Genomic DNA, 23,000 nt, shown 5'->3' on the forward strand with positions numbered 1-23,000 from the left:
ATGGAGGCCTTGTGAGCACCCCCTATCCGTTCACCGCGCTCGTCGGACAGGACGACCTGCGGCTCGCCCTGCTGCTCAACGCCGTCTCGCCCGCCGTCGGCGGCGTGCTCGTACGCGGCGAGAAGGGCACCGCCAAGTCCACGGCGGTGCGCGCACTTTCGGCGCTGCTTCCGCAGGTGCCGGTGGTCGCCGGGTGCCGGTTCTCCTGTGATCCGGCCGCCGCCGATCCCGCCTGCCCCGACGGTCCGCACGACATCGGCGGGGACTCCGTGCGGGACGCCCGGATGGTCGAGCTGCCCGTGGGGGCGTCCGAGGACCGTCTTGTCGGCGCGCTGGACATCGAGCGGGCGCTCGCCGAGGGGGTCAAGGCCTTCGAGCCGGGGCTGCTCGCCGACGCGCACCGCGGCATCCTCTACGTCGACGAAGTCAACCTGCTGCACGACCACTTGGTCGACCTGTTGCTCGACGCCGCCGCCATGGGCGCCTCCTATGTGGAGCGCGAGGGAGTGTCCGTGCGGCACGCCGCGCGCTTCCTGCTCGTCGGCACGATGAACCCCGAAGAGGGCGAGCTGCGGCCGCAGTTGCTCGACCGGTTCGGGCTCACCGTCGAGGTGGCCGCGTCGCGGGAGACCGACCAGCGCGTGGAGGTCGTGCGCCGGCGGCTCGCGTACGACGACGACGCGGAGGGCTTCGCCGCGCGGTGGGGCGACGAGGAGGCCGCGCTGCGGACCCGGATCGTCGCGGCGCGCGCCCTGCTTCCCCAAGTGCGGCTCGGCGACGGGGCGTTGCGGCAGATCGCGGCGACGTGCGCGGCCTTCGAGGTCGACGGGATGCGGGCCGACATCGTGATGGCGCGTACGGCGACGGCGCTTGCCGCCTGGGCCGGGCGTGAGGACGTACTCGCCGAGGACGTCCGGCAGGCGGCGCTGCTCGCGCTGCCGCACCGGCGGCGGCGCAACCCCTTCGACGCGCCGGGACTCGACGAGGACAAGCTGGACGACACCCTGGAGCAGTCCGGGGGCGATGACGGCGACGACGATCCGGACCCCGACGGGCCCGGCGGGGGCGGTCGGCCCCCGCAGAGCGGTCCGGACTCGCCCGGCACTCCCGGGGACCAGAGCGAGGCGGGCCAGGAGGACGAGGCGTCCGCCGCGCAGGCTCCCGCCGCCGGAGGCGGTGAGCAGCAGGCCGTGCGGGCCGCCGAGCCGTTCCGTACGAAGATGCTGAGCGTGCCGGGACTGGGTGAAGGTGCCGCCGGGCGGCGCTCGCGGGCGCGTACCGAGCACGGCAGGACCACCGGGGCCCGGCGGCCCCAAGGGGCCCTCACCAAGCTGCACTTGGCGGCCACCGTGCAGGCGGCGGCCCCGCATCAGCGGGCGCGCGGCCGGTCGGGCCGGGGTCTCGTGGTGCGCCGGGACGACCTGCGGCAGGCGACACGGGAGGGGCGCGAGGGCAACCTCGTCCTGTTCGTCGTGGACGCCTCCGGGTCCATGGCCGCACGGCAGCGGATGAGCGCGGTCAAGGGGGCCGTCCTCTCGCTGCTGCTCGACGCCTACCAGCGGCGCGACAAGGTCGGGCTCGTCACCTTCCGGGGTACGAGCGCCGACGTGGCGCTGCCCCCGACCTCGTCCGTCGACGCGGCCGCCGCGCGCCTGGAGTCGCTGCCCACCGGTGGGCGTACGCCGGTCGCTGCCGGGCTGCTCAAGGCGCACGAGGTGCTGCGGGTGGAGCGGCTGCGGGATCCGGCGCGGCGGGCCCTCGTGGTGGTCGTGACGGACGGGCGCGCCACGGGCGGGCCCGAGCCGGTGGCCCAGGCGGGTCGTGCCGCGCGGCTGTTCGGGGCGGCCGGGACAGCCTCCGTGGTCGTCGACTGCGAGTCGGGGCCCGTGCGGCTCGGGCTCGCCGGGCAGCTTGCCGGTGAGCTCGGCGGTACCGCGGTGACGCTGGACGAGCTGCGGGCCGAGTCCATCGCCGGGCTCGTCAAGGACGTACAGGGATCGGGATCTCGTATGACTCGCATGAGGAGCGTCGCCTAATGCCGCAGGGACAGCCGAGCGTCGTGCCGGACGACGGACTCACCACGCGTCAGCGGCGCAACCGCCCGCTCGTCGTCGTGCACACCGGCATCGGCAAGGGGAAGTCCACCGCCGCCTTCGGGCTCGCGCTGCGGGCCTGGAATCAGGGCTGGCCGATCGGGGTCTTCCAGTTCGTGAAGTCGGCGAAGTGGAAGGTGGGCGAGGAGAACGCCCTCAAGGTCCTCGGGGCCTCCGGCGAGGGCGGGGCCGTCGACTGGCACAAGATGGGCGAGGGCTGGTCGTGGATCCAGCGCGCGCCCGCCGAAGGCGAGATGAGCAACGAGGACAAGGCCCGCGAGGGCTGGGAGCAGGTCAAGCGTGACCTCGCCGCCGAGACGTACCGCCTTTACGTCCTCGACGAGTTCGCCTATCCGATGCACTGGGGGTGGGTCGACACGGACGAGGTCGTGGAGACGCTGCGGAATCGGCCCGGGAATCAGCATGTCGTCATCACGGGGCGCAACGCTCCGGACGCTCTGGTGGACTTCGCCGATCTCGTGACGGACATGTCCAAGGTCAAGCATCCGATGGACGCCGGGCAGAAGGGCCAGAGGGGCATCGAGTGGTAGCTCGGCTCGTCGTCGCCGCGCCTTCATCCGGGAGCGGGAAGACGACTGTCGCCACGGGGTTGATGGCCGCCTTCTCGGCGGCCGGGCTCGCCGTGTCCCCGCACAAGGTGGGGCCCGACTACATCGATCCCGGGTATCACGCGCTGGCCACGGGGCGCGTCGGCCGCAACCTCGACGCGTATCTGTGCGGGCCCGAGATGGTCCCGCCCCTGTTCGCCCATGGGGCGCGGGGGTGCGATCTCGCCGTGGTCGAGGGCGTCATGGGGCTGTACGACGGTGCTTCCGGGCAGGGTGAACTCGCCTCCACGGCACAGGTGTCGAAGCTGCTGCGGGCACCGGTCGTGCTGGTCGTCGACGCGTCGTCCCAGTCGCGGTCGGTGGCCGCACTGGTGCACGGGTTCGCCTCGTGGGATCCGGAGGTGCGGATCGGGGGCGTGATCCTGAACAAGGTGGGGTCCGCTCGGCACGAGGAGCTGCTGCGGGAGGCTCTCGACGAGTCCGGCGTGCCCGTGCTGGGGGCGCTCCCCCGGGTGCGGGAGGTCGGGGCTCCGTCTCGGCATCTGGGGCTTGTGCCGGTCGCCGAGCGGCGGGCTGAGGCTGTGGAGTCTGTTGCGGCGTTGGCTTCGCGGGTGCGGGAGGGGTGTGACCTGGACGGGTTGCTTGCCCTTGCCCGAAGTGCGCCTGCGTTGTCGGGTGACACGTGGGATCCGGTTGCGGCAACAGAAGATCACCGGCTTCGCCGAGTTCGTCCTCAAACGCCGGACGGGCTGGATCGGTCGCCGGACGGGCTGGAAAGCGAAAGGCGCAAGCCTGTCGTCGCCATCGCCGGTGGTGCCGCCTTCTCGTTCTCCTACGCCGAGCACGCCGAGCTGCTCACCGCCGCCGGTGCCGACGTCGTCACCTTTGATCCGCTTCACGACGAGCAACTGCCGGACGGCACCGCCGGGTTGGTTATCGGCGGGGGCTTTCCCGAGGTGTACGCGCCTGAGCTCTCCGCCAATGAGCCGTTGCGGAAAGCCGTCGCCGAGCTCGCGCTCAGCGGTGCGCCCGTCGCCGCCGAGTGTGCCGGGCTGCTCTATCTGACGCGGGAGTTGGACGGCAAGCCCATGTGCGGCGTGCTCGACGCCCGTGCGCGGATGTCGGAGCGGCTGACGCTCGGGTACCGGGAGGCCGTCGCCGTGTCCGACAGCGTGCTCGCGGCCGTCGGGACCCGGATGCGCGGGCACGAGTTTCACCGCACCGTCGTCGAGCCGGGCGCCGGGGCGGCTCCCGCCTGGGGGCTGCACGCCCCTGAACGGCGCGTCGAAGGCTTCGTACAACAGGGTGTGCACGCGAGTTATCTGCACACGCATTGGGCCGCCGAACCCGGTATCGCCCGTCGGTTCGTAGAGAGGTGCACGGCATGAGCAACACGCTGGTCGGAGTCGGTGTCGGGCCCGGTGACCCGGAGCTGGTGACCGTGAAGGGCGTCAACGCGCTGCGTGCCGCCGCCGTGGTCGTCGTACCCGTGATGGACACCGGCGAGCGCGGGCGAGCGGAAGCGACCGTGCTGCACTACGTCCCCGAGGACAAGGTCGTACGTGTCGTGTTCGCGCTCAACGAGCGCAGCGACCGGCAGCGCCGCGAGGCCGCCTGGGACGCCGCCGGCGAGCGGGTCGCCGAGCTGCTGCGGGAGCACGGCTCGGTGGCGTTCGCGACGATCGGCGACCCCAATGTGTACTCGACGTTCACCTATCTCGCGCAGACCATCGCGGAGCTCGTGCCGGGGGCCGGCATCGAGACCGTGCCCGGCATCACCGCCATGCAGGACCTCGCCGCCCGCAGCGGTGCCGTGCTCACCGAGGGCACCGAGCCGCTGACGCTGGTGCCGGTGACCGCGGGTGCCGCCGTGCTCAAGGACGCGCTCGCCGGGCCCGGCACGGTCGTCGCGTACAAATTCGGGCGGCAGGCCCAGGAGGTGGCGGCCGCGCTGCGCGAGACGGGGCGTACGGAGGATGCCGTGTGGGGGTCCGCGCTCGGGCTTCCCGAGGAGTCCATCCGGTCGGCGGCCGAGCTCGACGAGACGCCGCTGCCCTATCTGTCCACGCTCATCGCTCCCGCGCGGCGCGAGGGCGGCCGGGGCGGGAAACTGTGACCTCGGTCCGCACCGCGGCGTCAGTCCGCGATGCCCACCACCAGCCAGATGAACGCGGCACCCGCCACCGTGCAGAGCACGGTCGAGCGGGCCGGGTGCTCGTGGTGCGCCTCCGGCAGGATCTCCGCGGCGGCCAGATAGAGCAGCGCTCCCCCGAAGAAGCCGAGATATCCGCCGAGCAGTTGCTCCGGAATGGTGAAGAGGAGCGTCGACGCGGCGCCCACGACCGGGGCCACCGCGTCCGCGAAGAGCATCGCGAGTGCCTTGCGGCGGGCATTCCCGTACAGGCTGGCGATCGTGTACGTGTTGAAGCCGTCCGCGAAGTCATGGGCGATGACCGCGAGCGCCACCGCGAGGCCCATGCCCTGGCCCACCTGGAAGGCCGCGCCGATCGCGACGCCGTCCATGAGGCTGTGGCCGACCATCGCGGCGGCCGCCGTCAGACCCACCTGGGGCGCCCTGCCGTTGGCCTCCTCCGCCCCGTGCGCCGCCTGACGCACCGCGAGCAGCCGCTCCACCAGGTGCGCCACGAGGAAGCCCGCCACGAACAGGAGCAGCGCCGCCGGCACGCCGAAGACCGGGCCGCCCGCGGCCTCCAGGGCCTCCGGCAGCAGGTCGAGGCCGACCACGCCGAGCATCAGACCGCCGGCGAGCCCCAGGACGAGGTGCCGCCGGTCGGTGACCCGCTGGGCCGTCCAGCCGCCCAGCAGGGTCATCACAAAAGCGCCGAGCGCCACGAACACCGCCATGCGCCCTTGCTAGCCGATTGACCCCCTGCCCCGCACATCCATCCGCGGGGCGACACCCACGGATTTCTGTTCCACCACTGACTGTTTCTGTTTCGTACGAGAGGAACCCCACCCATGGCCGACGCCGAAGCCACCACCGGCAAGGTGACCTTTGTCGGGGCAGGGCCCGGCGCCGCCGACCTGCTGACGTTCCGTGCCGCACGCGCCATCGCGGAGGCCGATGTCGTCATCTGGGCGGCCAGCCTGGTGCAGGCGGAGGTCCTGGAGCACGCGCGCGAAGGCGCGGAGATCCTCGACTCGGCGACGATGTCCCTCGAAGACGTCGTCGCCGTCTACGAGCGTGCCGCCGCCGATGGCCTGAAGGTCGCCCGCATCCACTCCGGCGACCCGGCCCTGTGGGGCGGCACGCAGGAGCAGGTCGACCGGTGCGCCGGGATCGGCGTGGCGACGGAGATCGTGCCGGGCGTCTCGTCCTTCTCGGCGGTCGCGGCGATCGCGCAGCGCGAGCTGACGATCCCCGAGGTCGCGCAGTCCGTGATCCTCACCCGGCTCGGCGGCGGCAAGACGCCGATGCCGCCCGGCGAGGAGGTGCGGGAGTTCGCGCGGCACGGCACGACGATGGCGCTGTTCCTCTCCGCTGCGCGCAGCGGCCAGCTGGTGCGTGAGCTCCTGGAGGGCGGCTACCCGACGACCACGCCCGTCGTCATCGCGTACCAGGCGACATGGCCCGAGGAGCTCGTCCTCAACTGCACCATCGAGACCCTTGAGGAGACGGTCAAGGAACACCGCCTGTGGAAGCACACGCTGTTCCTGGTCGGACCGGCCCTCGCCGCGCACGGCACCCGCTCGCACCTCTACCACCCGGGCCACTTCCACGGCTTCCGCAAGGCCGACCCCGAGGCGCGGGCCGCGTTGCGTGCGGAGAGGGCGAAATCGTGATCACCGTCTTCGGTACGGGGACGGGGGCGCCGCTCGATGCCGCCGCCCTGGACGCGGTGCGCGCCGCGGGGCTCGTCGTGGGCGCCCGGCGGCACATCGAGTCCGCGGGGCTGCCGCCCGGGACGGCCCGGGTGGTGATGGGGCCGCTCGCCCCCGCGCTCGACGCCATCGAGGAGCAGCTGGCGAAGGCCGACGGGGCGGCGGAGGGCGGCGGCGTCGTGGTGCTCGCCTCCGGGGACCCCGGGTTCTTCGGGATCGTGCGGGCGCTGGCCGAGCGGTTCGGGTCCGACCGGCTCGACGTCCGGCCGGGTGTTTCCTCCGTCGCCACCGCCTTCGCGCGGGTCGGGCTGCCGTGGGACGACGCCGTGGTGGTCAGCGCGCACGGACGCGATCCGCGCACCGCGGCGAACGCCTGCCGCGCGCACCCCAAGGTGGCCGTCCTGACCGGCCCCGGCAGCGGCCCGGCCGAACTCGGCGCCGAGCTGGTCCGGCGCGCCGACGCCCGCACGCTCGTCGTCGCGAGCGCCCTCGGCGACCCGGAGCACGAGCGCGTGGAACGGGTCACGCCGGCCGAGGCCGCGGCCCGCGACTGGGGGCCCGCGGTGAGTGTCGTGCTCTGCCTGGACGAGGAACGGGCCCTCGCGCCGCTGCGCACCGTCGCGGGGCCCCGGCCCGGACCCGCCCAATGGGCCCTGGACGAGGGCGAGTTCGCCCACCGCGACTCGATGATCACCAAGTTCGAGGTGCGGGCGCTCGCCCTCGCCCGGCTCGGACCGCGCCTGGGCGACCTGGTGTGGGACATCGGCGCGGGCTCCGGCTCGGTCGCCGTGGAGTGCGCGCGGTTCGGCGCGGCCGTCGTGGCCGTGGAGAAGACCGCCGACGGCGTCGAGCGCATCCGCGCCAACGCCGCGGCGCACGGCGTCGACGTACGCGCCGTGCACGGGGCCGCGCCCACCGTCCTGTCCGATCTCGCCGAGCCGGACGCGGTGTTCATCGGCGGCGGCGGGCGCGAGCTGCCCGCGATAGTGACGGCGTGCGCGCGGCGGGCCCGGCGGTCCGTCGTCGTCGCCATGGCGGCGCTCGACCGGGTGCCCGCCGTGCGGGCGGCGCTGAGCGGTGCCGGGTTCGACTGCGACGGCGTACTGCTGCAGTCCTCGCGGCTCGCGCCGCTGCCGGGTGAGGTGTCGCGGCTCGCGGCGACCAATCCGGTCTTTCTGGTGTGGGGCACCCGCCCCTCATCTCCCTTGTCTGAAGGAGTAGTTCAGTGATCGGCCTGATCTCCGCCACGGCGGCGGGCGGCGCGGCACGCGACCGTCTCGCCGCGGCGTGGCCCTCGCGGACGCGGGTGTACGAGGGGCCCGTGCGGGGCGCCGTGGAGCGGGCCTTCGCGGAGTGCGAGCAGGTGGTGTGCTTTCTCGCCGCGGGCGCCGTGGTTCGGCTCTGCGCGCCGCTGCTCCAGGGGAAGGATGTCGACCCTGGGGTGGTGTGCGTCGACGAGGGTGGGCGGTTTGCCGTTGCCCTGCTGGGCGGGCATGAGGGGGGTGCGAATGCCCTTGCCCATGAGGTGGGGGATGTTCTGGGGGCCGCCCCCGTCGTGACGACGGCTACCGACTCCGTCGATGTGCCGGGGCTTGACATGGTGGGGCTGCCGGTTGAGGGGGACGTTGCCGGTGTGACCCGTGCGGTGCTGGACGGGGAAGCCGTTGCTCTCTGCGATGAGTTGGGTTACCCCTTGCCCGCGTTGCCGCCTAACGTGGCTCCGCTTGATCGGGGCCCCGCGGTTGGGGCTGTGCCCACCCGTTCCGCCGTGCGGAACGCCTGCCCACAGGGGGAGGCGGAGGCCGTCATCCGGCTGAGCGATCGTGTTGGTGAACTCGGGGACAGGGAAGTCGTGTTGCGGCCGCCCACCCTCGTCGTGGGCGTCGGCGCCAGCAAGGGTGCGCCCGTCGACGAAGTCCTCGGGCTCGTTCAGGACAGCCTGCGGGACGCGGGGCTCTCCGCCGCTTCCGTCGCCTCGCTGGCGACCGTCGACGCGAAGGCCGATGAACCCGGCATCGTCGAGGCCGCCGCGCGGCTCGGGGTGCCGGTCGTGACGTACGCGGCCGACGAGTTGGCCGGGGTCGACGTGCCGAACCCGTCCGACGCGCCGCTCGCCGCCGTCGGTACGCCCTCCGTCGCGGAGGCCGCCGCGCTGCGCGGCGGCGGTGAACTCCTCGTGCCCAAGCGGAAGTCGGCGCCCGAGGGCCGTGCGCCGATGGCCACCTGCGCCGTCGTGCGGCGGAAGCCGCGCGGACGGCTCGCGGTCGTCGGGCTCGGTCCCGGCGCACGGGACCTGCTGACGCCGCGCGCCCGCGAAGAGCTGCGCAGGGCCTCGGTCCTGGTCGGTCTCGACCAGTACGTCGACCAGATCCGGGACCTCCTTCGCCCCGGCACGGTCATCATCGAGTCGGGGCTCGGCGCCGAGGAGGAGCGGGCGCGTACCGCTGTCGCGGAGGCGCAGCAGGGGCAGGCGGTCGCGCTGATCGGTTCGGGCGACGCGGGCGTGTACGCCATGGCCTCGCCCGCCCTTGCCGAGGCGAGCGACGACATCGACGTCATCGGCGTACCCGGTGTGACGGCGGCGCTCGCGGCGGCGGCGATCCTGGGCGCGCCGCTCGGCCACGACCACGTGTCCATCAGCCTCTCCGACCTGCACACTCCGTGGGAGGTCATCGAGCGCCGGGTGCGCGCGGCGGCCGAGGCGGACATCATCGTCACCTTCTACAACCCGCGCAGCCGGGGCCGCGACTGGCAGCTGCCGAAGGCCCTGTCGATCCTCGCCGAGCACCGGGAGCCGACGACGCCGGTCGGTGTCGTACGCAATGCCTCGCGCCCGGACGAGTCCGCGCGCCTGAGCACGATCGGCGAACTCGACCCGGGAGTCGTCGACATGATGACGGTCGTGACGGTCGGCAACACCGCGACCCGTGAGATCGCGGGCCGCATGGTGACTCCGCGCGGCTACCGCTGGCAGCACGCGGAGCCGTCGGCGGCCCTGTCGGCGGCCCCGTCGGCCGACCCTTCGGAGGTGTCCAAGTGACCCGTGTCGTCCACCCCATCGAGCAGGAGTCGTTCCGGCGGCTCCGCGCCCGCCTCGACACCTCGCACTTCGCGCCGCTGACGCGGGCGGTCGTGGAGCGCGTCATCCACTCCGCCGCCGACCTGGAGTACGCGACGGATCTCGTCACCGACGAGGACGCCCTCGTGGCGGCCCACGCGGCGCTGCACGCGGGTGCGCCCGTGGTCACCGACGTGGAGATGGTCGCGGCGGGCATCACGAAGCGCGAGACCGTCTGCCGGCTCAAGGACGCCAAGTCGTCGTCCGGGCTCACCCGTTCGGCCCACGCGATCCGTCTCGCGTACGAGGAAGTGGGCCCCGGAGCGCTCTGGGTGATCGGCTGCGCGCCGACCGCCCTGGAGGAACTGCTCGTGCTCGACGCGGCGCCCGCCCTGGTGATCGGCCTGCCCGTCGGCTTCGTCGGCGCCGCCGAGTCCAAGGCGGCGCTGCGCGAGAGCGGCCTTCCCGCCGTCAGCAATGTCTCGGAGAAGGGCGGTTCGGCGGTCGCGGCGGCCGCGCTGAACGCGCTCCTGTACCACCCCGCGCCGTCGCAGTCGCAGTCGCAGTCGCAGTCGCCGAAGCCGACGCCGACGCCGACGCCGCACTCGCAGTCGCAGTCTTACGAAGCACCCGCAACAACCGAGGAGTCCCAGTGACCACCCCGCCCGCACTGCTCATCGCCGGCCACGGCACCCGCGACGAGGCCGGGGCCGCAGCGTTCCGGGACTTCGTGCAGGAACTCGCCCGCCGCAACCCCGAACTCCCGGTCGCCGGCGGCTTCATCGAGCTGTCGCCGCCGCCGCTGGGCGACGCGGTCACCGACCTGGTGGAGCGGGGCGTCAAACGCTTCGCCGCCGTCCCGCTGATGCTGGTGTCGGCCGGGCACGCCAAGGGCGACATCCCCGCGGCGCTCACCCGCGAGAAGGAGCGCCACCCCGGCATCTCCTACACCTACGGCCGCCCGCTCGGCCCGCACCCCTCGCTCCTGAAGGTCCTGGAGCGCCGCCTGGACGAGGCGCTCGGCGGCGCGGCGCGCACGCCCGAGGACCGCGCGGACGTGACGGTGCTGCTCGTCGGCCGCGGTTCGACCGACCCGGACGCCAACGCCGAGGTGCACAAGGCGGCGCGGCTGCTGTGGGAGGGGCGCGGTTACGCGGGCGTGGAGACGGCGTTCGTGTCGCTCGCGGCGCCGGACGTGCCGTCGGGCCTCGACCGCTGCGTACGGCTTGGCGCGAAGCGGATCGTGGTCCTGCCCTACTTCCTCTTCACCGGCATCCTGCCGGACCGGGTCCGCCAGCAGACGGACGGCTGGGCGGCGGCGCACCCCGAGGTCGAGGTGCTCTCGGCGGATGTGATCGGCCCCGAGGAGGAGCTGCTCGACCTCGTCATGGAGCGCTACCGGGAGGCGGTCAAGGGCGACCTCCGGATGAACTGCGACTCCTGCGTCTACCGCATCGCGCTGCCCGGCTTCGAGGACAAGGTGGGCCTGCCGCAGCAGCCGCACTTCCACCCGGACGACGACGGGGACCACGGGCACGGCCACGGGCACGGCCATGGGCACGGACACGGTCACCACCACGGGTCCCATGCGCACTCCCACTGAGTCTGAGACCGACACCGGGTACGACGGCGAACTGGACCTGCGGCATCACGGGGATGCCGAGGTCCGGGGCGCCGCCGGCCTCACCGACCTCGCGGTCAACGTCCGCGCGAACACCCCGCCCGACTGGCTGAAGCGGCACATCGCCGCCTCGCTCGACGGCCTTGCCGCGTATCCGGACGGGCGGTCGGCGCGGGCCGCGGTGGCGGCGCGGCACGCGGTGTCACCGGACAGGGTGCTGCTCACATCGGGCGCGGCGGAGGCGTTCGTACTCCTCGCGCGTGCCCTGAAGGTCCGTCAGCCGGTGGTCGTGCACCCGCAGTTCACCGAACCCGAGGCGGCTCTGCGGGATGCGGGGCATGTGGTGGGCCGGGTGCTGCTGCGGGAGTCCGAAGGGTTCGGCCTTGACCCGGCGGCGGTGCCGGAGTCGGCCGACCTGGTGGTGATCGGCAACCCGACCAACCCGACGTCGGTGCTGCACCCGGCCGCCTCCATCACGGAACTCGCCCGCCCCGGGCGGGTGTTGGTGGTGGACGAGGCCTTCATGGACGCGGTGCCGGGCGAACGGGAGGCGCTGGCCGGCCGTACGGACGTACCCGGACTCGTCGTCCTGCGCAGCCTCACCAAGACGTGGGGCCTTGCGGGGCTGCGGATCGGTTACGTCCTCTCCGACCCGGAGACGATCGCGACACTGGCGGGGGCGCAGCCGCTGTGGCCGGTGTCCTCGCCGGCGCTAGCGGCGGCGGAGGCGTGCGTGGCGTCCGCCGCCTTGGCTGAGGCGGCGGACGCGGCTTCCCGGATCGCCGCCGACCGGGCCCATCTCCTCGCGGGGCTCGCGGAGTTCGCCTCCGGCGGGGTGCGGGCCGTTCCGGCGGCGGAGGGACCGTTCGTCCTGATCCGGGTGCCGGGGGCCGCCGCGGTGCGCTCCGCGCTGCGGGAGCGTGGCTTCGCCGTGCGACGCGGCGACACGTTCCCTGGCCTGGGCGCGGAGTGGCTACGGGTCGCGGTCCGTGACCGGGGGACGACGGACTGGTTCTTGGCGGCGTTGGGGTCGGTGCTGGAGGGCTGACCGCTTCCCGGGGCCGGGCAAGACCGCCGCTTCGCGGCGGATCTTTCCCGCCCACCCACCCGATTGCCCCGAACTTGCCGCCCACCCGTCAACAGGGCTTCCAGCCCGGCCGCAGACCTTCCAGCCCGTCGAGGGGGTCCCCCCTGCTCTTTAGGAGCTTGGGGGAGTTTGAGGACGAACTCGCCGGAGGCGGTGATCCACGGCCACCTCGCGGCCGGCGCAGCCGGAAGATTCCGGGAAGGGGCGCCCGCGGGCGGAGCGCGTTCATGGACACAGCGGGGAAGAGAAGGCGCCGTCCACCAGCACCGGCACCACCCTCGACGCATCCCGCTCCACCGCCACCGCCACATCCCCGGCGAAGCCGCCCGCCGCCAGCTCCCGCCCCGACGCACACTCCGCCACCGCCACCGCGACGTCCCCGCACGACGCGTACCCGCCCGCCGCCGCCTCCGCCTCCGGCGACAGCCACCCCCCGCCCAGCGCGGAGATCACCGCCCCCGCCCCCAGCGCGTCCTCCAGCGCGGGCCGCAGGCTCCCGTCCTCCCACCGCTCGCCGGAGGCGACCACCGCGACCGGCCGGTCAGTGGTGCCGAAGCCCTCCCGGGCCAGCCAACCGCCCACCGCCGCCGCGTTCCTGAGGCATCCGGCGACCAGCACCCCGCCCGCCTCCGACGCCGCCGCCGCGATCGCGGACCCATTGGGCGAGGGCAGCACCAGGCGGGACGCGAAGGGTGCCCGGCGCAGCGCGGCGGGGGAGAGCGACCACGGCGTATCGGGCGTCACCGCGCGCCGTCCCACCGCCAGCACGGCGCCCCGGTCCGCCGCGTACGCCACCGCGCTCTCGTCCCGCCACGCGTACGGGAAGACCCGTGTCCCGGCGTCCACCGCGACCGACACCGCGGTCGTGAACGACAGCACGTCCACTACGACCAGGCACGCCACATCCCCGCCCGCCATCAGTCGCCGCGCCCCTTCGGGTCCCCACTCGAACCGCACCCCGCACCCGGCCTGGGTCCACCAGTCGGCGGCGATCAGGGCGACGTTGCGGGGCATACGACTCCTCCGGCTGCGAGTTGACCGCACGCGTGACGCGACGGGCTGCTGGCTAGTCGGGCGTAATCGATCCCTGGGCGGATGTCAACAATCAGTGTGTTCGGAGTCCGCGCTCGGTTATCGTCCGGAGTGCCCGCTCGCGAGCCGCCACTCGCGGTTGAGGGTGCCCAGCGGGATGCGGTGCTCGATGACCGGCGTACCGAACAGGGAGAGCCGGAAGTGGAGTTGGCCGCTCAAGTCGAAGCCGCCGTACAGCGCCCAGGCGCCGGTTACCGAGGTCTTGCCGTCGCTGGACGCGGTCGCCTTGGCGTCGGCCTCGCCGCGTAGATACGGGGCGAAGTCGGCGGTGACACCCACGGCCCCGTACAGGCCGACGGAAGCCTCCGCGCCCAGAGCGCCCTTGACGCGCCCGGCGGCGGTGACGCTCGCGTTCACCGGGGTGCTGTGCACGGCCGACGTGCTGACCGGGGCCCAGCCCTTGCCCGAGGCGTAACTGCCGCCGACCCGGAAGTCGCCCTTGACGTCCTGCTGGACGTCGAGCGTGACGCGGCCGTCGGCCTCCACCTGGATGTAGCACGTCAGGTCGAGGTTGACGACGACGGGCACCGGGCCAACCTGGATGACGGGGGTGCTGTGCAGTTTGGCGAACGGGATCCGCTTGGGCTCCCCGGTGCTCGCGGCGGCGCGGCCCTTGAGCGCCCACTGCGAGGACCAGTCACCGCTCATGCCGAGGAAGGCGGAGCTCGGAGCGAAGCCGCCGTCCTTGTTGCCCTCGTAGGAGAACTCCACCTCGGGGGCGAGCTGGACGAAGCCGGAGACGGAGGCACCGGCCGAGGCGGGGGCGTCCTTGGCGGTATCCACCGAGGCGTTCACGTCGAGCCGCAGACTGCCGAGGGGGAGCTTTGCGCCCTTGGGCCCGAAACGCACGCCCTGGCTCTTTGCCCAGGAGAAGCTGACACCCTTGGTCAGAGGCTCGACCGTGACCGACGACGGGTCGACCGGGACCTTGCCATCGGCCTTGTCGTCCTGGAGGACGGAGGCCAGCGTCGTGGAGGCAGTCTTCACCTCGGTGCCGCGGTCGGTCTTCCCCACGACCTCGGTGACCTTGGCGAGCAGGCCGTCGGGAGCGCCGTGCGCCGGCCCGCTGGCGATGATGTCGCCGACGGCGACGGGCTTGTCAGGCGCGGTGGAGTGGCCCGGCGTGGCGGTGTGCCGCTGCGGGGCCGTGGATATGACGGCCTGTCGGCTCGTCTTGTCGTACGAGGCCACCTTCAGCGAGGACTTCTCGGGACGGCCCTTGCCGGTATGGGCGCGGGCCACGGCGGTCGGCGCGGGCGACGCCTGCGGCGCGGCGTCCACGTCGAGCCGCCGGGTGCCGTCGGCCGTCGGCGTGGTGGTGGCGGTGCTGCTTTCGGGCTCGGCCGCGTTCGTGTCCGGCGTCGAGGAGCAGCCGGTGGCGGCGAGTGCGAGGGCGGTCAGGCCGGGGAGCAGGAGGCGTCTGGAGAGCGTGCGCACGTAGGTGTGACCTTTGGATTGGGGGGGTGGGGGCGTTACCTACGGGTAACGCGAAAGTGGATCATGCCATGTGCGCACGGCGGCGGTCACCTTGAGCGTTCCCCAACTCACCTGCGGTGCACACTGGTTGAAGCTTCACTGACGAGGGGTGGTGCGGCGCCAGATGGTTCCGCGCACCGGCGGCCTGGGCTACTGGGTCCTTCCCAAGGCGTGCGGGCAGGGCTCCTGGGGCGAGCCCAGGACCATCTCCCCGGACCTCCATCTGCACGCGCGGCCGGCCACGGACTCGAGGGCGGCTGAGAAGTCCCGTTCAGGGCACGGCTCTTACTGCGCGGTGGAGCAAGAGCCGTGACGCGCCGACTATCCACCACGCCGACACTCGGCATCGGCTCCTGCCCCTGCCCCTGCCCCTGCCCCTGCCCCTGCCCCTGCCCAGTACGATCCCGAGCCCGCAGCGTCGCGAGGATCTCTTCCCAGCGGCCCTCGATCCGCCATCGTTGCCGCCAGGCCCAGCCTGCCCGCACCCAGCACGCAAGAGAGCCAATGACCTCCCGGCGCGGATGCTTCGGTGGCCGCCCGCCCGGCTTCGGCGCCACGAGCGGCGCGGCACCGCCCACTCCCTGTCGGACAGATCCGTCGGATACGCGCGCCGATCCCCGACCATCCCGGCCTCCAGCAGCGCAGGCATCCAACTCACCTGCCCTGAACGGGATGTGAGAACTGCCGCCCAGGCAGCCCTGCCGTTGGTGAAACGACCAACGAGCGAGATGGGGAGGGAATTTGAAGCGTCAGCGCAGCCACAGGGCTCGGCTTTACCTCACCCCCGACCAGCTCGCCACGGTCGATGACCAGGGCCATGGGGCCCGTGCCAAGCGCGCCACCAAGCCTCTCGCCCTCTCTGACGGCAGTTTCCGCGAGCATGACGAATGGCTGCGCCCGAAGGAGGAGGAACGGCTGCGCCGTCTGGAGTGCACCGCCGCACGCAAGCGTGACCACCACAAGCCCGGCGAGCGCAACAGCAACCGCATCAAGCGCACGTATGCCCAGCTCAAGCAGCTCCGCGCAAGAGCCACGCGCCGAGCGATGGACTGGCAGCACAAGACCACCACCGAACTCGCCGACACCTTCGGCGTCATCGGGGTGGAAGACTCCGCTGGAATACAAGCCGGCCGACCGGGGCGGCCACCTGGTGAAGGTCCCCGCCCCGAACACCTCGCGCCGTTGTCACGCCTGCGGATGCGCCATCCCTGGCAGTCGCGACGTCGAGATGGCCACTCGTAACACAGCGCCCCAGGACATTGTGGGTGCCAGGACGTGGAGCCATAGCCGATGGGCAGGCCGTGAAGCGTCAACCGCCCATCCTGTCGCAGGATGACTCGGATGGGATCCTGCCCGCACCTATGGGGCAGAGGATGTCAACCCACCACCCTCCCGTTCAGCACAACCCTCCGCGGCGCCCCCAGCACCCGCACGTCCTCCCGAGGGTCCGCCTCGTAGACCACGAGGTCCGCGGGGGCGCCCTCCACGAGCCCGGGGCGCCCCAGCCACTCCCGCGCCCCCCACGTCGTCGCCGACAGCGCGTCCACCGCCGGGATGCCGGCCAGCGTCAGCTCCGCCACCTCCGCCGCCACCAGGCCGTGCGCGAGGGAGCCTCCGGCGTCCGTGCCCGCGTAGACGGGGACGCCGGCGTCGTACGCCGCCCGCACCGTGTCGTAGCGGCGCTCGTACAGGCGGCGCATGTGCTGCGACCAGCGCGGGAACTTCGACTCGCCGCCGTCCGCGAGCTGCGGGAACGTCGCGATGTTCACCAGCGTGGGGACGATCGCCACGCCCTTCTCCGCGAACAGCGGGATCGTGTCCTCGGTCAGGCCCGTCGCGTGCTCGATGCAGTCGATGCCCGCCTCCACCAGGTCCCGCAGGGAATCCTCGGCGAAGCAGTGGGCCGTCACCCGCGCTCCCAGGCGGTGGGCCTCGGCGATCGCCGCCTCCACCTCGGGACGGGGCCAGCAGGCCGTGAGGTCCCCGGCCTCGCGGTCGATCCAGTCGCCGACCAGTTTGACCCAGCCGTCGCCGCGGCGGGCCTCCTGGGCGACGTACGCGACGAGGTCGGACGGCTCGATCTCGTGGGCGTAATTGCGGATGTAGCGGCGCGTGCGCGCGATGTGCCGGCCCGCCCGGATGATCTTCGGGAGGTCCTCGCGGTCGTCGATCCAGCGGGTGTCGGACGGGGAGCCCGCGTCGCGGATGAGGAGGGCGCCGATCTCGCGGTCCGTCAGCGCCTGCTTCTCCGCCACCTCCGGTTCCACCGGGCCGTGCGCGTCCAGGCCCACGTGGCAGTGCGCGTCGACCAGGCCGGGGAGTGTCCAGCCCTCGATCGTGGTGATGTCCGCCGCCGCGTGCGCCGGGCGGTCGTACGTCACCCGCCCCCCGACGACCCACAGCTCGTCCCGGACCTCGTCCGGGCCGACGAGCACCCGCCCCTTCACGTGCAGCACCGTGTGATCGCTCATGTACAGCAGCTTAGGAGCCTGTCGGTACGCTCGGTCCGGCAGCCCGAACGAACTCGTGAGCGAAGTGAGCAGCACCGTGACGACGCACCCATTCCTCGACCTGGCCCCCTTGAGCGCCCGGCACTTCGCCTCCATCGAGGAGCGCGTCGCCGGTCTCCTCGCCACCTCGCAGGACGTCGTGATCATGCAGGGCGAGGCGCTGCTGCCCCTGGAGGGCTGCATCCGGGGTGCGGCTCAGCCGGGTACGACCGCGCTGAACATCATCACCGGGCCGTACGGCCAGACCTTCGGGAACTGGCTGCGGGACTGCGGGGCGACGGTCGTCGACCTCGCCGTTCCCTTCCACACCGCCGTGACCGCGGAGCAGGTGCGGGCCGCTCTCGCCGAGCATCCCGAGATCGACTTCGTCTCGCTCGTGCACGCGGAGGCCGCGACGGGCAACACCAATCCCGTCGCCGCGATCGGTGAGGTCGTGCGCGAGCACGGCGCTCTGTTCATGCTGGACGCCGTCGCCTCCGTGGCCGCCGAGCCGCTGCTTCCGGACGCGTGGGGCGTGGACCTGTGCGTGATCGGCGCGCAGAAGGCGATGGGCGGCCCCGCGGGCGTCTCGGCGGTCTCGGTGAGCGAGCGGGCCTGGACGCGGCTCGCGGCCAATCCGCGGGCGCCGCGCCGCTCGTATCTCTCCCTCCTGGACTGGAAGGAGCGCTGGATCGACGGTGGCAGGAAGGCGCTGCTTCACGCACCCGCCCAGTTGGAGATGCTCGCCCTCGAAGCCTGCGTGGAGCGGATCGAGGCGGAGGGGCTCGACGCCCTGATGGCGCGGCACGCCACCGCTGCCGCCGCCACGCGCGCGGGTGCGCTGGCGCTGGGTGGGGGCCTGGAGCCCTACGTGTACGAGGCCCAGGACGCGGCCCCGGTCGCCACCACCCTGCGTGCACCCGCCGGAATCGATGCGGCGGAGCTGGTCGCCAAGGCGCTCGCGGCGGACCCGGTGCTTCCGCTGGTCGCGGGCGGCGGCGCGCTCGCCAAGGAGATGATCCGGGTCAATCACTACGGGCCGGACGCGACCCGCGGTGTCGTGCATGCCTCGCTCGCGGCGCTGGGTGCGGCGATGGGCGAGGCAGGCCTTGCGGTCGACCTGGAGGCGGCCCGCCGCGCGGTGACGGAGGCCTGGCGGTAAGTCCCGGGAGCCCGCCTGCCGCACGCTCACAGCGAACAGCGGCCTTCCGATGTGGCCGTCGTGCCAGCGTGATCTCCATGACGACACTCCCGGATGGCCGCCACGTTCCCGAGCCGACTGCCGCGGAGCCCGCGATGCTGGCCGACTGGCTCGATTTCCACCGCGGGACCCTCGCCGCCAAGTGCGCCGGTCTGGACGACGCGCAGACGCGTCTCGCTTCGGTCCCGTCCTCGTCGCTCACCCTGCTCGGCCTCGTACAGCATCTGGCCGAGGTCGAGCGGAACTGGTTCCAGCGCGTGCTCGCCGGGCGGGATGTCCCGCTGGTGTACGGGGATCCGGCCGGAGGCTTCGCCCTGGACCCGGAGCGGACGATCGACCAGGCCCTGGACGTGTGGCGGCGCGAGGTCGCGGTGAGCAGGGAGCTCTGCGCGGGACGCTCATTGGAGGAGACCGGGCGGCTGAGCGCCGAGGAAGCGGCGGTGGCGGGCACTGCCGAGGTCAGCCTGCGCTGGATCCTGGTCCATCTCATCGAGGAGTACGCACGGCACAACGGCCATGCCGATCTCCTCAGGGAGGGTATCGACGGAGTGTCCGGAACGTAAATACTCTACGTAAATTCGCGGACGCATTCTCATCCGCTTCCCATCGGCTCCGGCTGCTTCTCTATCCACTTTATGAGCACAGCTTCCCGTATTCTTCTGCCCGCTTTCCCGGGACCTAAACACCAAGATTTCGACAGCGCCAACCGACGTAATTCGGGCACGTCTCGACGGAGTTACGCGTCTGTGACGTACTCCACATCAGGTCCGGTATAGACCTTTCGTCCCGCTCAAAATGGGCGATACCGCCCGAGCTTCCTGCGGGCGCGCACCCCCGCGTGATAACACATGATGGGCTCTCGCGTAACCCCTCCTCGCGATGCAATCCAAGAAATTGCTCGGTAAATTCAATACGCATGACCGCTGCACAAGCCGATCTACCGACCGACCTGCAAGCGAATTCCCTGGAAATGCCCGAGGGGTTGCGGCTCGACACCCCCGCCGTCGCCGACGGCGCCGCGATCTGGCGGATCGCCCGCGACTCGAAGGTGCTCGACCTCAACTCCTCGTACAGCTATCTGCTGTGGTGTCGTGACTTCGCGGCGACCTCCGTCGTGGCCAGAGACGCCGACGGGCAGCCCGCGGGATTCATCACCGGCTACATCCGGCCCGAGCGGCCGCGCACCCTGGTGGTCTGGCAGGTGGCCGTCGACCACGCGCACCGTGGTCGGGGGCTCGCCGGTGCGCTGCTCGACGGGCTGACCGCGAAGGTCGCCGCCGACCGCGAGCTGGTCTCGGTCGAGACGACCATCACGCCGGACAACACCGCGTCCGAGCGGCTCTTCACCTCGTACGCACAGCGGCACGGCGCCTCGGTCGAGCGCACGGTGCTCTTCGACGCGGGGCTCTTCCCCGACGGCGGCCACGAGCCGGAGGTCCTGTTCCTCATCGAGCCGATACCGCCGATCGCGCCCGAGGCGCCACGCGGCTGACGACGGCGTCACCCGCGTCCCCCCTCGCTTTCAGTCAACTCCCCCCACCTCCCATGCCTTTCCATCTCCCAGGAGATCTGCTGTGACCATCACCCAGCCCGACCTGAGCGTCTTCGAGACCCTGGAGTCGGAGGTGCGCAGCTACTGCCGCGGTTGGCCCACCATCTTCGACCGTGCGCAGGGCAGCCGCATGTTCGACGAGGACGGCCACTCGTACCTCGACTTCTTCGCCGGGGCCGGCTCGCTCAACTACGGGCACAACAACCCCGTCCTCAAACGCGCCCTCATCGACTACCTGGAGCGCGACGGCGTCACCCACGGTCTCGACATGTCGACGACCGCCAAGCGCGCGTTCCTCGAGTCGTTCCAGAACATCATCCTGCGCCCGCGTGACCTGCCGTACAAGGTCATGTTCCCGGGCCCGACGGGCACCAACGCCGTCGAGTCCGCGCTGAAGCTGGCCCGCAAGGTGAAGGGGCGTGAGTCGATCGTCTCGTTCACCAACGCCTTCCACGGGATGTCGCTGGGCTCGCTCGCCGTGACCGGCAACGCGTTCAAGCGGGCCGGCGCCGGCATCCCGCTTGTGCACGGCACGCCGATGCCGTTCGACAACTACCTCGACGGCCAGACCCCCGACTTCATCTGGTTCGAGCGGCTGCTCGAGGACCAGGGCTCCGGCCTCAACCAGCCCGCCGCCGTGATCGTCGAGACGGTGCAGGGCGAGGGCGGCATCAACGTCGCCCGCGCCGAGTGGCTGCGCAAGCTCGCCGAGGTCTGCGAGCGCTGGGACATGCTCCTGATCGTCGACGACATCCAGATGGGCTGCGGCCGCACCGGCGCGTTCTTCTCCTTCGAGGAGGCGGGCATCGTGCCGGACATCGTGACGGTGTCCAAGTCCATCAGCGGCTACGGCATGCCGATGGCGCTGTCCCTGTTCAAGCCCGAGCTCGACGTCTGGGAGCCGGGTGAGCACAACGGCACCTTCCGCGGCAACAACCCGGCGTTCGTCACGGCTGCCGCCACGCTTGAGACGTACTGGACCGACGGCTCGGCCATGGAGAAGCAGACCCGCGCCAAGGGTGAGCAGATCGAGGAGGCGTTCGCCGCCATCGTCGAGGAGAACCCCGGCGCGATCAAGGAGTACCGCGGCCGCGGCCTGGTCTGGGGCATGGAGTTCCTCGACAAGGAGCGCGCGAACACCATCGCCAAGCGGGCCTTCGAACTCGGCCTGCTCATCGAGACGTCGGGCCCCGAGGGCGAGGTCGTCAAGCTCCTTCCGGCGCTGACGATCACCGCCGACGAGCTGGACGAGGGCCTTCGCACGCTCGCCCGCGCGGTGCGCGAGACCGCCTGAGCGGTGCGCCGGGCCGCCCCGCCGGCCCGGCCGCCCGCGTCTTCACCCCCGTAAGAGAAAAGGAACCAACTCACCGTGATCGTCCGTTCGTTCAAGGACATTGAAGGCACCGACCGGCACGTCAAGGCCAAGTCGGGCACGTGGGAGAGCAAGCGCATCGTCCTCGCCAAGGAGCGGGTCGGCTTCTCCGTCCACGAGACCATCCTGTACGCGGGTACGGAGACGTCGATGTGGTACGCCAACCACATCGAGGCCGTCGTGTGCACGAAGGGCGAGGCCGAGCTGACCGACGACACGACCGGCGAGAAGTACACGATCACGCCGGGGACCATGTACCTGCTTGACGGGCACGAGAAGCACACGATGCGGATCAAGGAGGACTTCCACTGCATCTGTGTCTTCAACCCGCCCGTCACGGGTCGTGAGGACCACGACGAGAACGGCGTGTACCCGCTGCTCACCGAGCCGGAGCCGGAGTCGGCGCCGCAGGGCTGAAGCCGCAGGGCTGAGCACGCCCCCAGAACTCCCCCGCCGCCCTCCTTCCTCTGGGCGGCGGGGGTGTACATCCCGGAAAGGGCCGTACGAGAGGAGAGGCAGGCAACACCATGACCACCGCACCCGAACGCACCGCCGATCTGTACCCGACCCGAGGCGCCGAAGAGGTCCTCATAGAGCGCAAGGACCCCGTCGTGTGGTCCGAGCCGGGTGCACCGGGGCCCATCGCGGCCGACGATCTGGCGGGGTTCGAACGGGACGGTTTCCTGGCGATCGACCAGCTCATCACCCCCGAAGAGGTGAGCGTCTACCACGCGGAGCTGGAACGGTTGATCGGTGATCCCGCGATGCGGGAGAACGAGCGCTCCATCGTGGAGCCCCGTTCCCAGGAGATCCGGTCCATCTTCGAGGTGCACAAGATCAGCGAGCTGTTCGCGAAGCTCGCCGCCGATCCGCGGGTGGTGGGACGGGCCCGGCAGATCCTGGGTTCCGACGTCTACGTCCACCAGTCCCGGATCAATGTGAAGCCGGGCTTCGGAGCCTCCGGTTTCTACTGGCACTCGGACTTCGAGACCTGGCACGCGGAGGACGGGCTCGCGAACATGCGGACCGTCTCGGTCTCGATCGCGCTCACCAAGAATCACGACACCAACGGCGGCCTCATGATCATGCCGGGGTCGCACAGGACGTTCCTCGGCTGTGCGGGCGCCACGCCGAAGGACAACTACAAGCGGTCCCTGCAGATGCAGGACGCGGGCATTCCGTCGAACGGGACGCTGACCGGCCTCGCATCGGACTACGGCATCCGGCTCTTCACCGGTGAGGCGGGCTCCGCGACCTGGTTCGACTGCAATGCCATGCACGGTTCGGGGGACAACATCACGCCGTTCCCGCGCAGCAACGTCTTCATCGTGTTCAACAGTGTGGAGAACACGGCGGTGGAGCCGTTCGCCGCGCCGATCCGGCGGCCCGAGTACATCGGGGCCCGGGACTTCACGCCGGTGAAGTAACCCGCCATACAAGTGAGTTGAAGCGGGGGGGGGGGGGGCCCCCGCGGGGCGGGCCGCGACCCGCCGCGCGCCCGCCAGACTCGCGCCGCGCGAGCGAGACACTCACAGAAACACAGAGAA

21 protein-coding genes are annotated in these 23,000 nt (G+C 71.9%); 17 read left to right on the top strand and 4 right to left on the bottom strand.

Annotated elements, in window-relative coordinates; genetic code table 11:
• Positions 1 to 11 precede the first annotated feature (11 nt).
• From ACFWY6_RS07195 to cobI, 4 genes are read left to right on the top strand one after another with little or no spacing between them, the layout of a single operon-like run.
• Positions 12 to 2,036 (top strand): putative cobaltochelatase, encoded by a 2,025-nt coding sequence (locus tag ACFWY6_RS07195; RefSeq protein WP_384687254.1) that lies wholly within the window; start codon positions 12 to 14, stop codon positions 2,034 to 2,036.
• Positions 2,036 to 2,644, top strand: a complete 609-nt coding sequence (gene cobO / locus ACFWY6_RS07200) for a cob(I)yrinic acid a,c-diamide adenosyltransferase (RefSeq protein ID WP_384687255.1) — start codon at positions 2,036 to 2,038, stop codon at positions 2,642 to 2,644. The genes ACFWY6_RS07195 and cobO overlap by 1 nt, the downstream gene beginning before the upstream one ends.
• On the top strand, positions 2,638 to 4,050 hold the full coding sequence (locus ACFWY6_RS07205; protein WP_384687256.1) for a cobyrinate a,c-diamide synthase: 1,413 nt from the start codon (positions 2,638 to 2,640) through the stop codon (positions 4,048 to 4,050). Before cobO ends, ACFWY6_RS07205 begins: the two co-directional genes overlap by 7 nt.
• Positions 4,047 to 4,778 carry a precorrin-2 C(20)-methyltransferase gene (gene cobI / locus ACFWY6_RS07210; protein WP_384687257.1) on the top strand — a complete coding sequence of 244 codons (732 nt, stop codon included), beginning with the start codon at positions 4,047 to 4,049 and terminating at the stop codon, positions 4,776 to 4,778. Before ACFWY6_RS07205 ends, cobI begins: the two co-directional genes overlap by 4 nt.
• A 20-nt stretch (positions 4,779 to 4,798) precedes the next feature.
• On the opposite strand, the gene ACFWY6_RS07215 is transcribed toward cobI, so the two are convergent.
• Positions 4,799 to 5,527, bottom strand: coding sequence for a ZIP family metal transporter (locus tag ACFWY6_RS07215; protein WP_384687258.1), 729 nt, complete (start codon positions 5,525 to 5,527; stop codon positions 4,799 to 4,801).
• Positions 5,528 to 5,641: 114 nt separating this feature from the next.
• On the opposite strand from ACFWY6_RS07215, the gene cobM reads away from it, so the two are divergent.
• From cobM to cobC, 6 genes are read left to right on the top strand one after another with little or no spacing between them, the layout of a single operon-like run.
• Positions 5,642 to 6,466 carry a precorrin-4 C(11)-methyltransferase gene (gene cobM / locus ACFWY6_RS07220; RefSeq protein ID WP_384687259.1) on the top strand — a complete coding sequence of 275 codons (825 nt, stop codon included), beginning with the start codon at positions 5,642 to 5,644 and terminating at the stop codon, positions 6,464 to 6,466.
• Positions 6,463 to 7,734: a precorrin-6y C5,15-methyltransferase (decarboxylating) subunit CbiE gene (cbiE, locus tag ACFWY6_RS07225; RefSeq protein ID WP_384687260.1), complete on the top strand. Its 1,272-nt coding sequence runs from the start codon at positions 6,463 to 6,465 to the stop codon at positions 7,732 to 7,734. The genes cobM and cbiE overlap by 4 nt, the downstream gene beginning before the upstream one ends.
• A complete protein-coding gene (cobJ, locus tag ACFWY6_RS07230; RefSeq protein ID WP_384687261.1) occupies positions 7,731 to 9,545 on the top strand; it encodes a precorrin-3B C(17)-methyltransferase in 1,815 nt (604 codons plus the stop codon). Before cbiE ends, cobJ begins: the two co-directional genes overlap by 4 nt.
• Positions 9,542 to 10,219, top strand: coding sequence for a precorrin-8X methylmutase (locus ACFWY6_RS07235; RefSeq protein ID WP_384687262.1), 678 nt, complete (start codon positions 9,542 to 9,544; stop codon positions 10,217 to 10,219). The genes cobJ and ACFWY6_RS07235 overlap by 4 nt, the downstream gene beginning before the upstream one ends.
• Positions 10,216 to 11,166 (top strand): sirohydrochlorin chelatase, encoded by a 951-nt coding sequence (locus ACFWY6_RS07240; protein WP_384687263.1) that lies wholly within the window; start codon positions 10,216 to 10,218, stop codon positions 11,164 to 11,166. The genes ACFWY6_RS07235 and ACFWY6_RS07240 overlap by 4 nt, the downstream gene beginning before the upstream one ends.
• On the top strand, positions 11,150 to 12,232 hold the full coding sequence (cobC, locus tag ACFWY6_RS07245; RefSeq protein WP_384687264.1) for an Rv2231c family pyridoxal phosphate-dependent protein CobC: 1,083 nt from the start codon (positions 11,150 to 11,152) through the stop codon (positions 12,230 to 12,232). Before ACFWY6_RS07240 ends, cobC begins: the two co-directional genes overlap by 17 nt.
• A gap of 264 nt (positions 12,233 to 12,496) precedes the next feature.
• On the opposite strand, the gene ACFWY6_RS07250 is transcribed toward cobC, so the two are convergent.
• A complete protein-coding gene (locus tag ACFWY6_RS07250) occupies positions 12,497 to 13,285 on the bottom strand; it encodes a 2-phosphosulfolactate phosphatase (protein WP_384687265.1) in 789 nt (262 codons plus the stop codon).
• 117 nt (positions 13,286 to 13,402) lie between these two features.
• On the bottom strand, positions 13,403 to 14,800 hold the full coding sequence (locus ACFWY6_RS07255) for a hypothetical protein (protein ID WP_384687266.1): 1,398 nt from the start codon (positions 14,798 to 14,800) through the stop codon (positions 13,403 to 13,405).
• A 780-nt stretch (positions 14,801 to 15,580) separates the two neighbouring features.
• On the opposite strand from ACFWY6_RS07255, the gene ACFWY6_RS07260 reads away from it, so the two are divergent.
• Entirely contained in the window at positions 15,581 to 16,081 is a 501-nt protein-coding gene (locus ACFWY6_RS07260) for a hypothetical protein (protein WP_384687267.1), read from the top strand.
• A 134-nt stretch (positions 16,082 to 16,215) separates the two neighbouring features.
• On the opposite strand, the gene ACFWY6_RS07265 is transcribed toward ACFWY6_RS07260, so the two are convergent.
• Complete coding sequence (locus tag ACFWY6_RS07265) at positions 16,216 to 17,310, bottom strand: amidohydrolase family protein (protein ID WP_384687268.1); 1,095 nt, start codon at positions 17,308 to 17,310, stop codon at positions 16,216 to 16,218.
• 55 nt (positions 17,311 to 17,365) lie between these two features.
• On the opposite strand from ACFWY6_RS07265, the gene ACFWY6_RS07270 reads away from it, so the two are divergent.
• The 6 genes from ACFWY6_RS07270 (at position 17,366) to thpD (ending at position 22,880) form a co-directional block, all read left to right on the top strand.
• A complete protein-coding gene (locus ACFWY6_RS07270) occupies positions 17,366 to 18,490 on the top strand; it encodes a pyridoxal-phosphate-dependent aminotransferase family protein (RefSeq protein ID WP_384687269.1) in 1,125 nt (374 codons plus the stop codon).
• Positions 18,491 to 18,567: 77 nt separating this feature from the next.
• The gene (locus ACFWY6_RS07275; protein ID WP_384687270.1) at positions 18,568 to 19,092 is read left to right on the top strand and encodes a DinB family protein; all 525 of its coding nucleotides are present in this window, start codon (positions 18,568 to 18,570) and stop codon (positions 19,090 to 19,092) included.
• A 353-nt stretch (positions 19,093 to 19,445) separates the two neighbouring features.
• Positions 19,446 to 20,021 carry a diaminobutyrate acetyltransferase gene (gene ectA, locus ACFWY6_RS07280; protein ID WP_384687271.1) on the top strand — a complete coding sequence of 192 codons (576 nt, stop codon included), beginning with the start codon at positions 19,446 to 19,448 and terminating at the stop codon, positions 20,019 to 20,021.
• Positions 20,022 to 20,103: 82 nt separating this feature from the next.
• Positions 20,104 to 21,375 carry a diaminobutyrate--2-oxoglutarate transaminase gene (gene ectB / locus ACFWY6_RS07285; RefSeq protein WP_384687272.1) on the top strand — a complete coding sequence of 424 codons (1,272 nt, stop codon included), beginning with the start codon at positions 20,104 to 20,106 and terminating at the stop codon, positions 21,373 to 21,375.
• A 75-nt stretch (positions 21,376 to 21,450) separates the two neighbouring features.
• The gene (locus ACFWY6_RS07290; RefSeq protein ID WP_266868429.1) at positions 21,451 to 21,870 is read left to right on the top strand and encodes an ectoine synthase; all 420 of its coding nucleotides are present in this window, start codon (positions 21,451 to 21,453) and stop codon (positions 21,868 to 21,870) included.
• A gap of 110 nt (positions 21,871 to 21,980) precedes the next feature.
• A complete protein-coding gene (gene thpD, locus ACFWY6_RS07295; protein WP_384687273.1) occupies positions 21,981 to 22,880 on the top strand; it encodes an ectoine hydroxylase in 900 nt (299 codons plus the stop codon).
• Positions 22,881 to 23,000 lie beyond the last annotated feature (120 nt).

It is taken from the genome of Streptomyces sp. NPDC059037, assembly GCF_042740015.1.
Classification (GTDB): Bacteria; Actinomycetota; Actinomycetes; order Streptomycetales; family Streptomycetaceae; genus Streptomyces.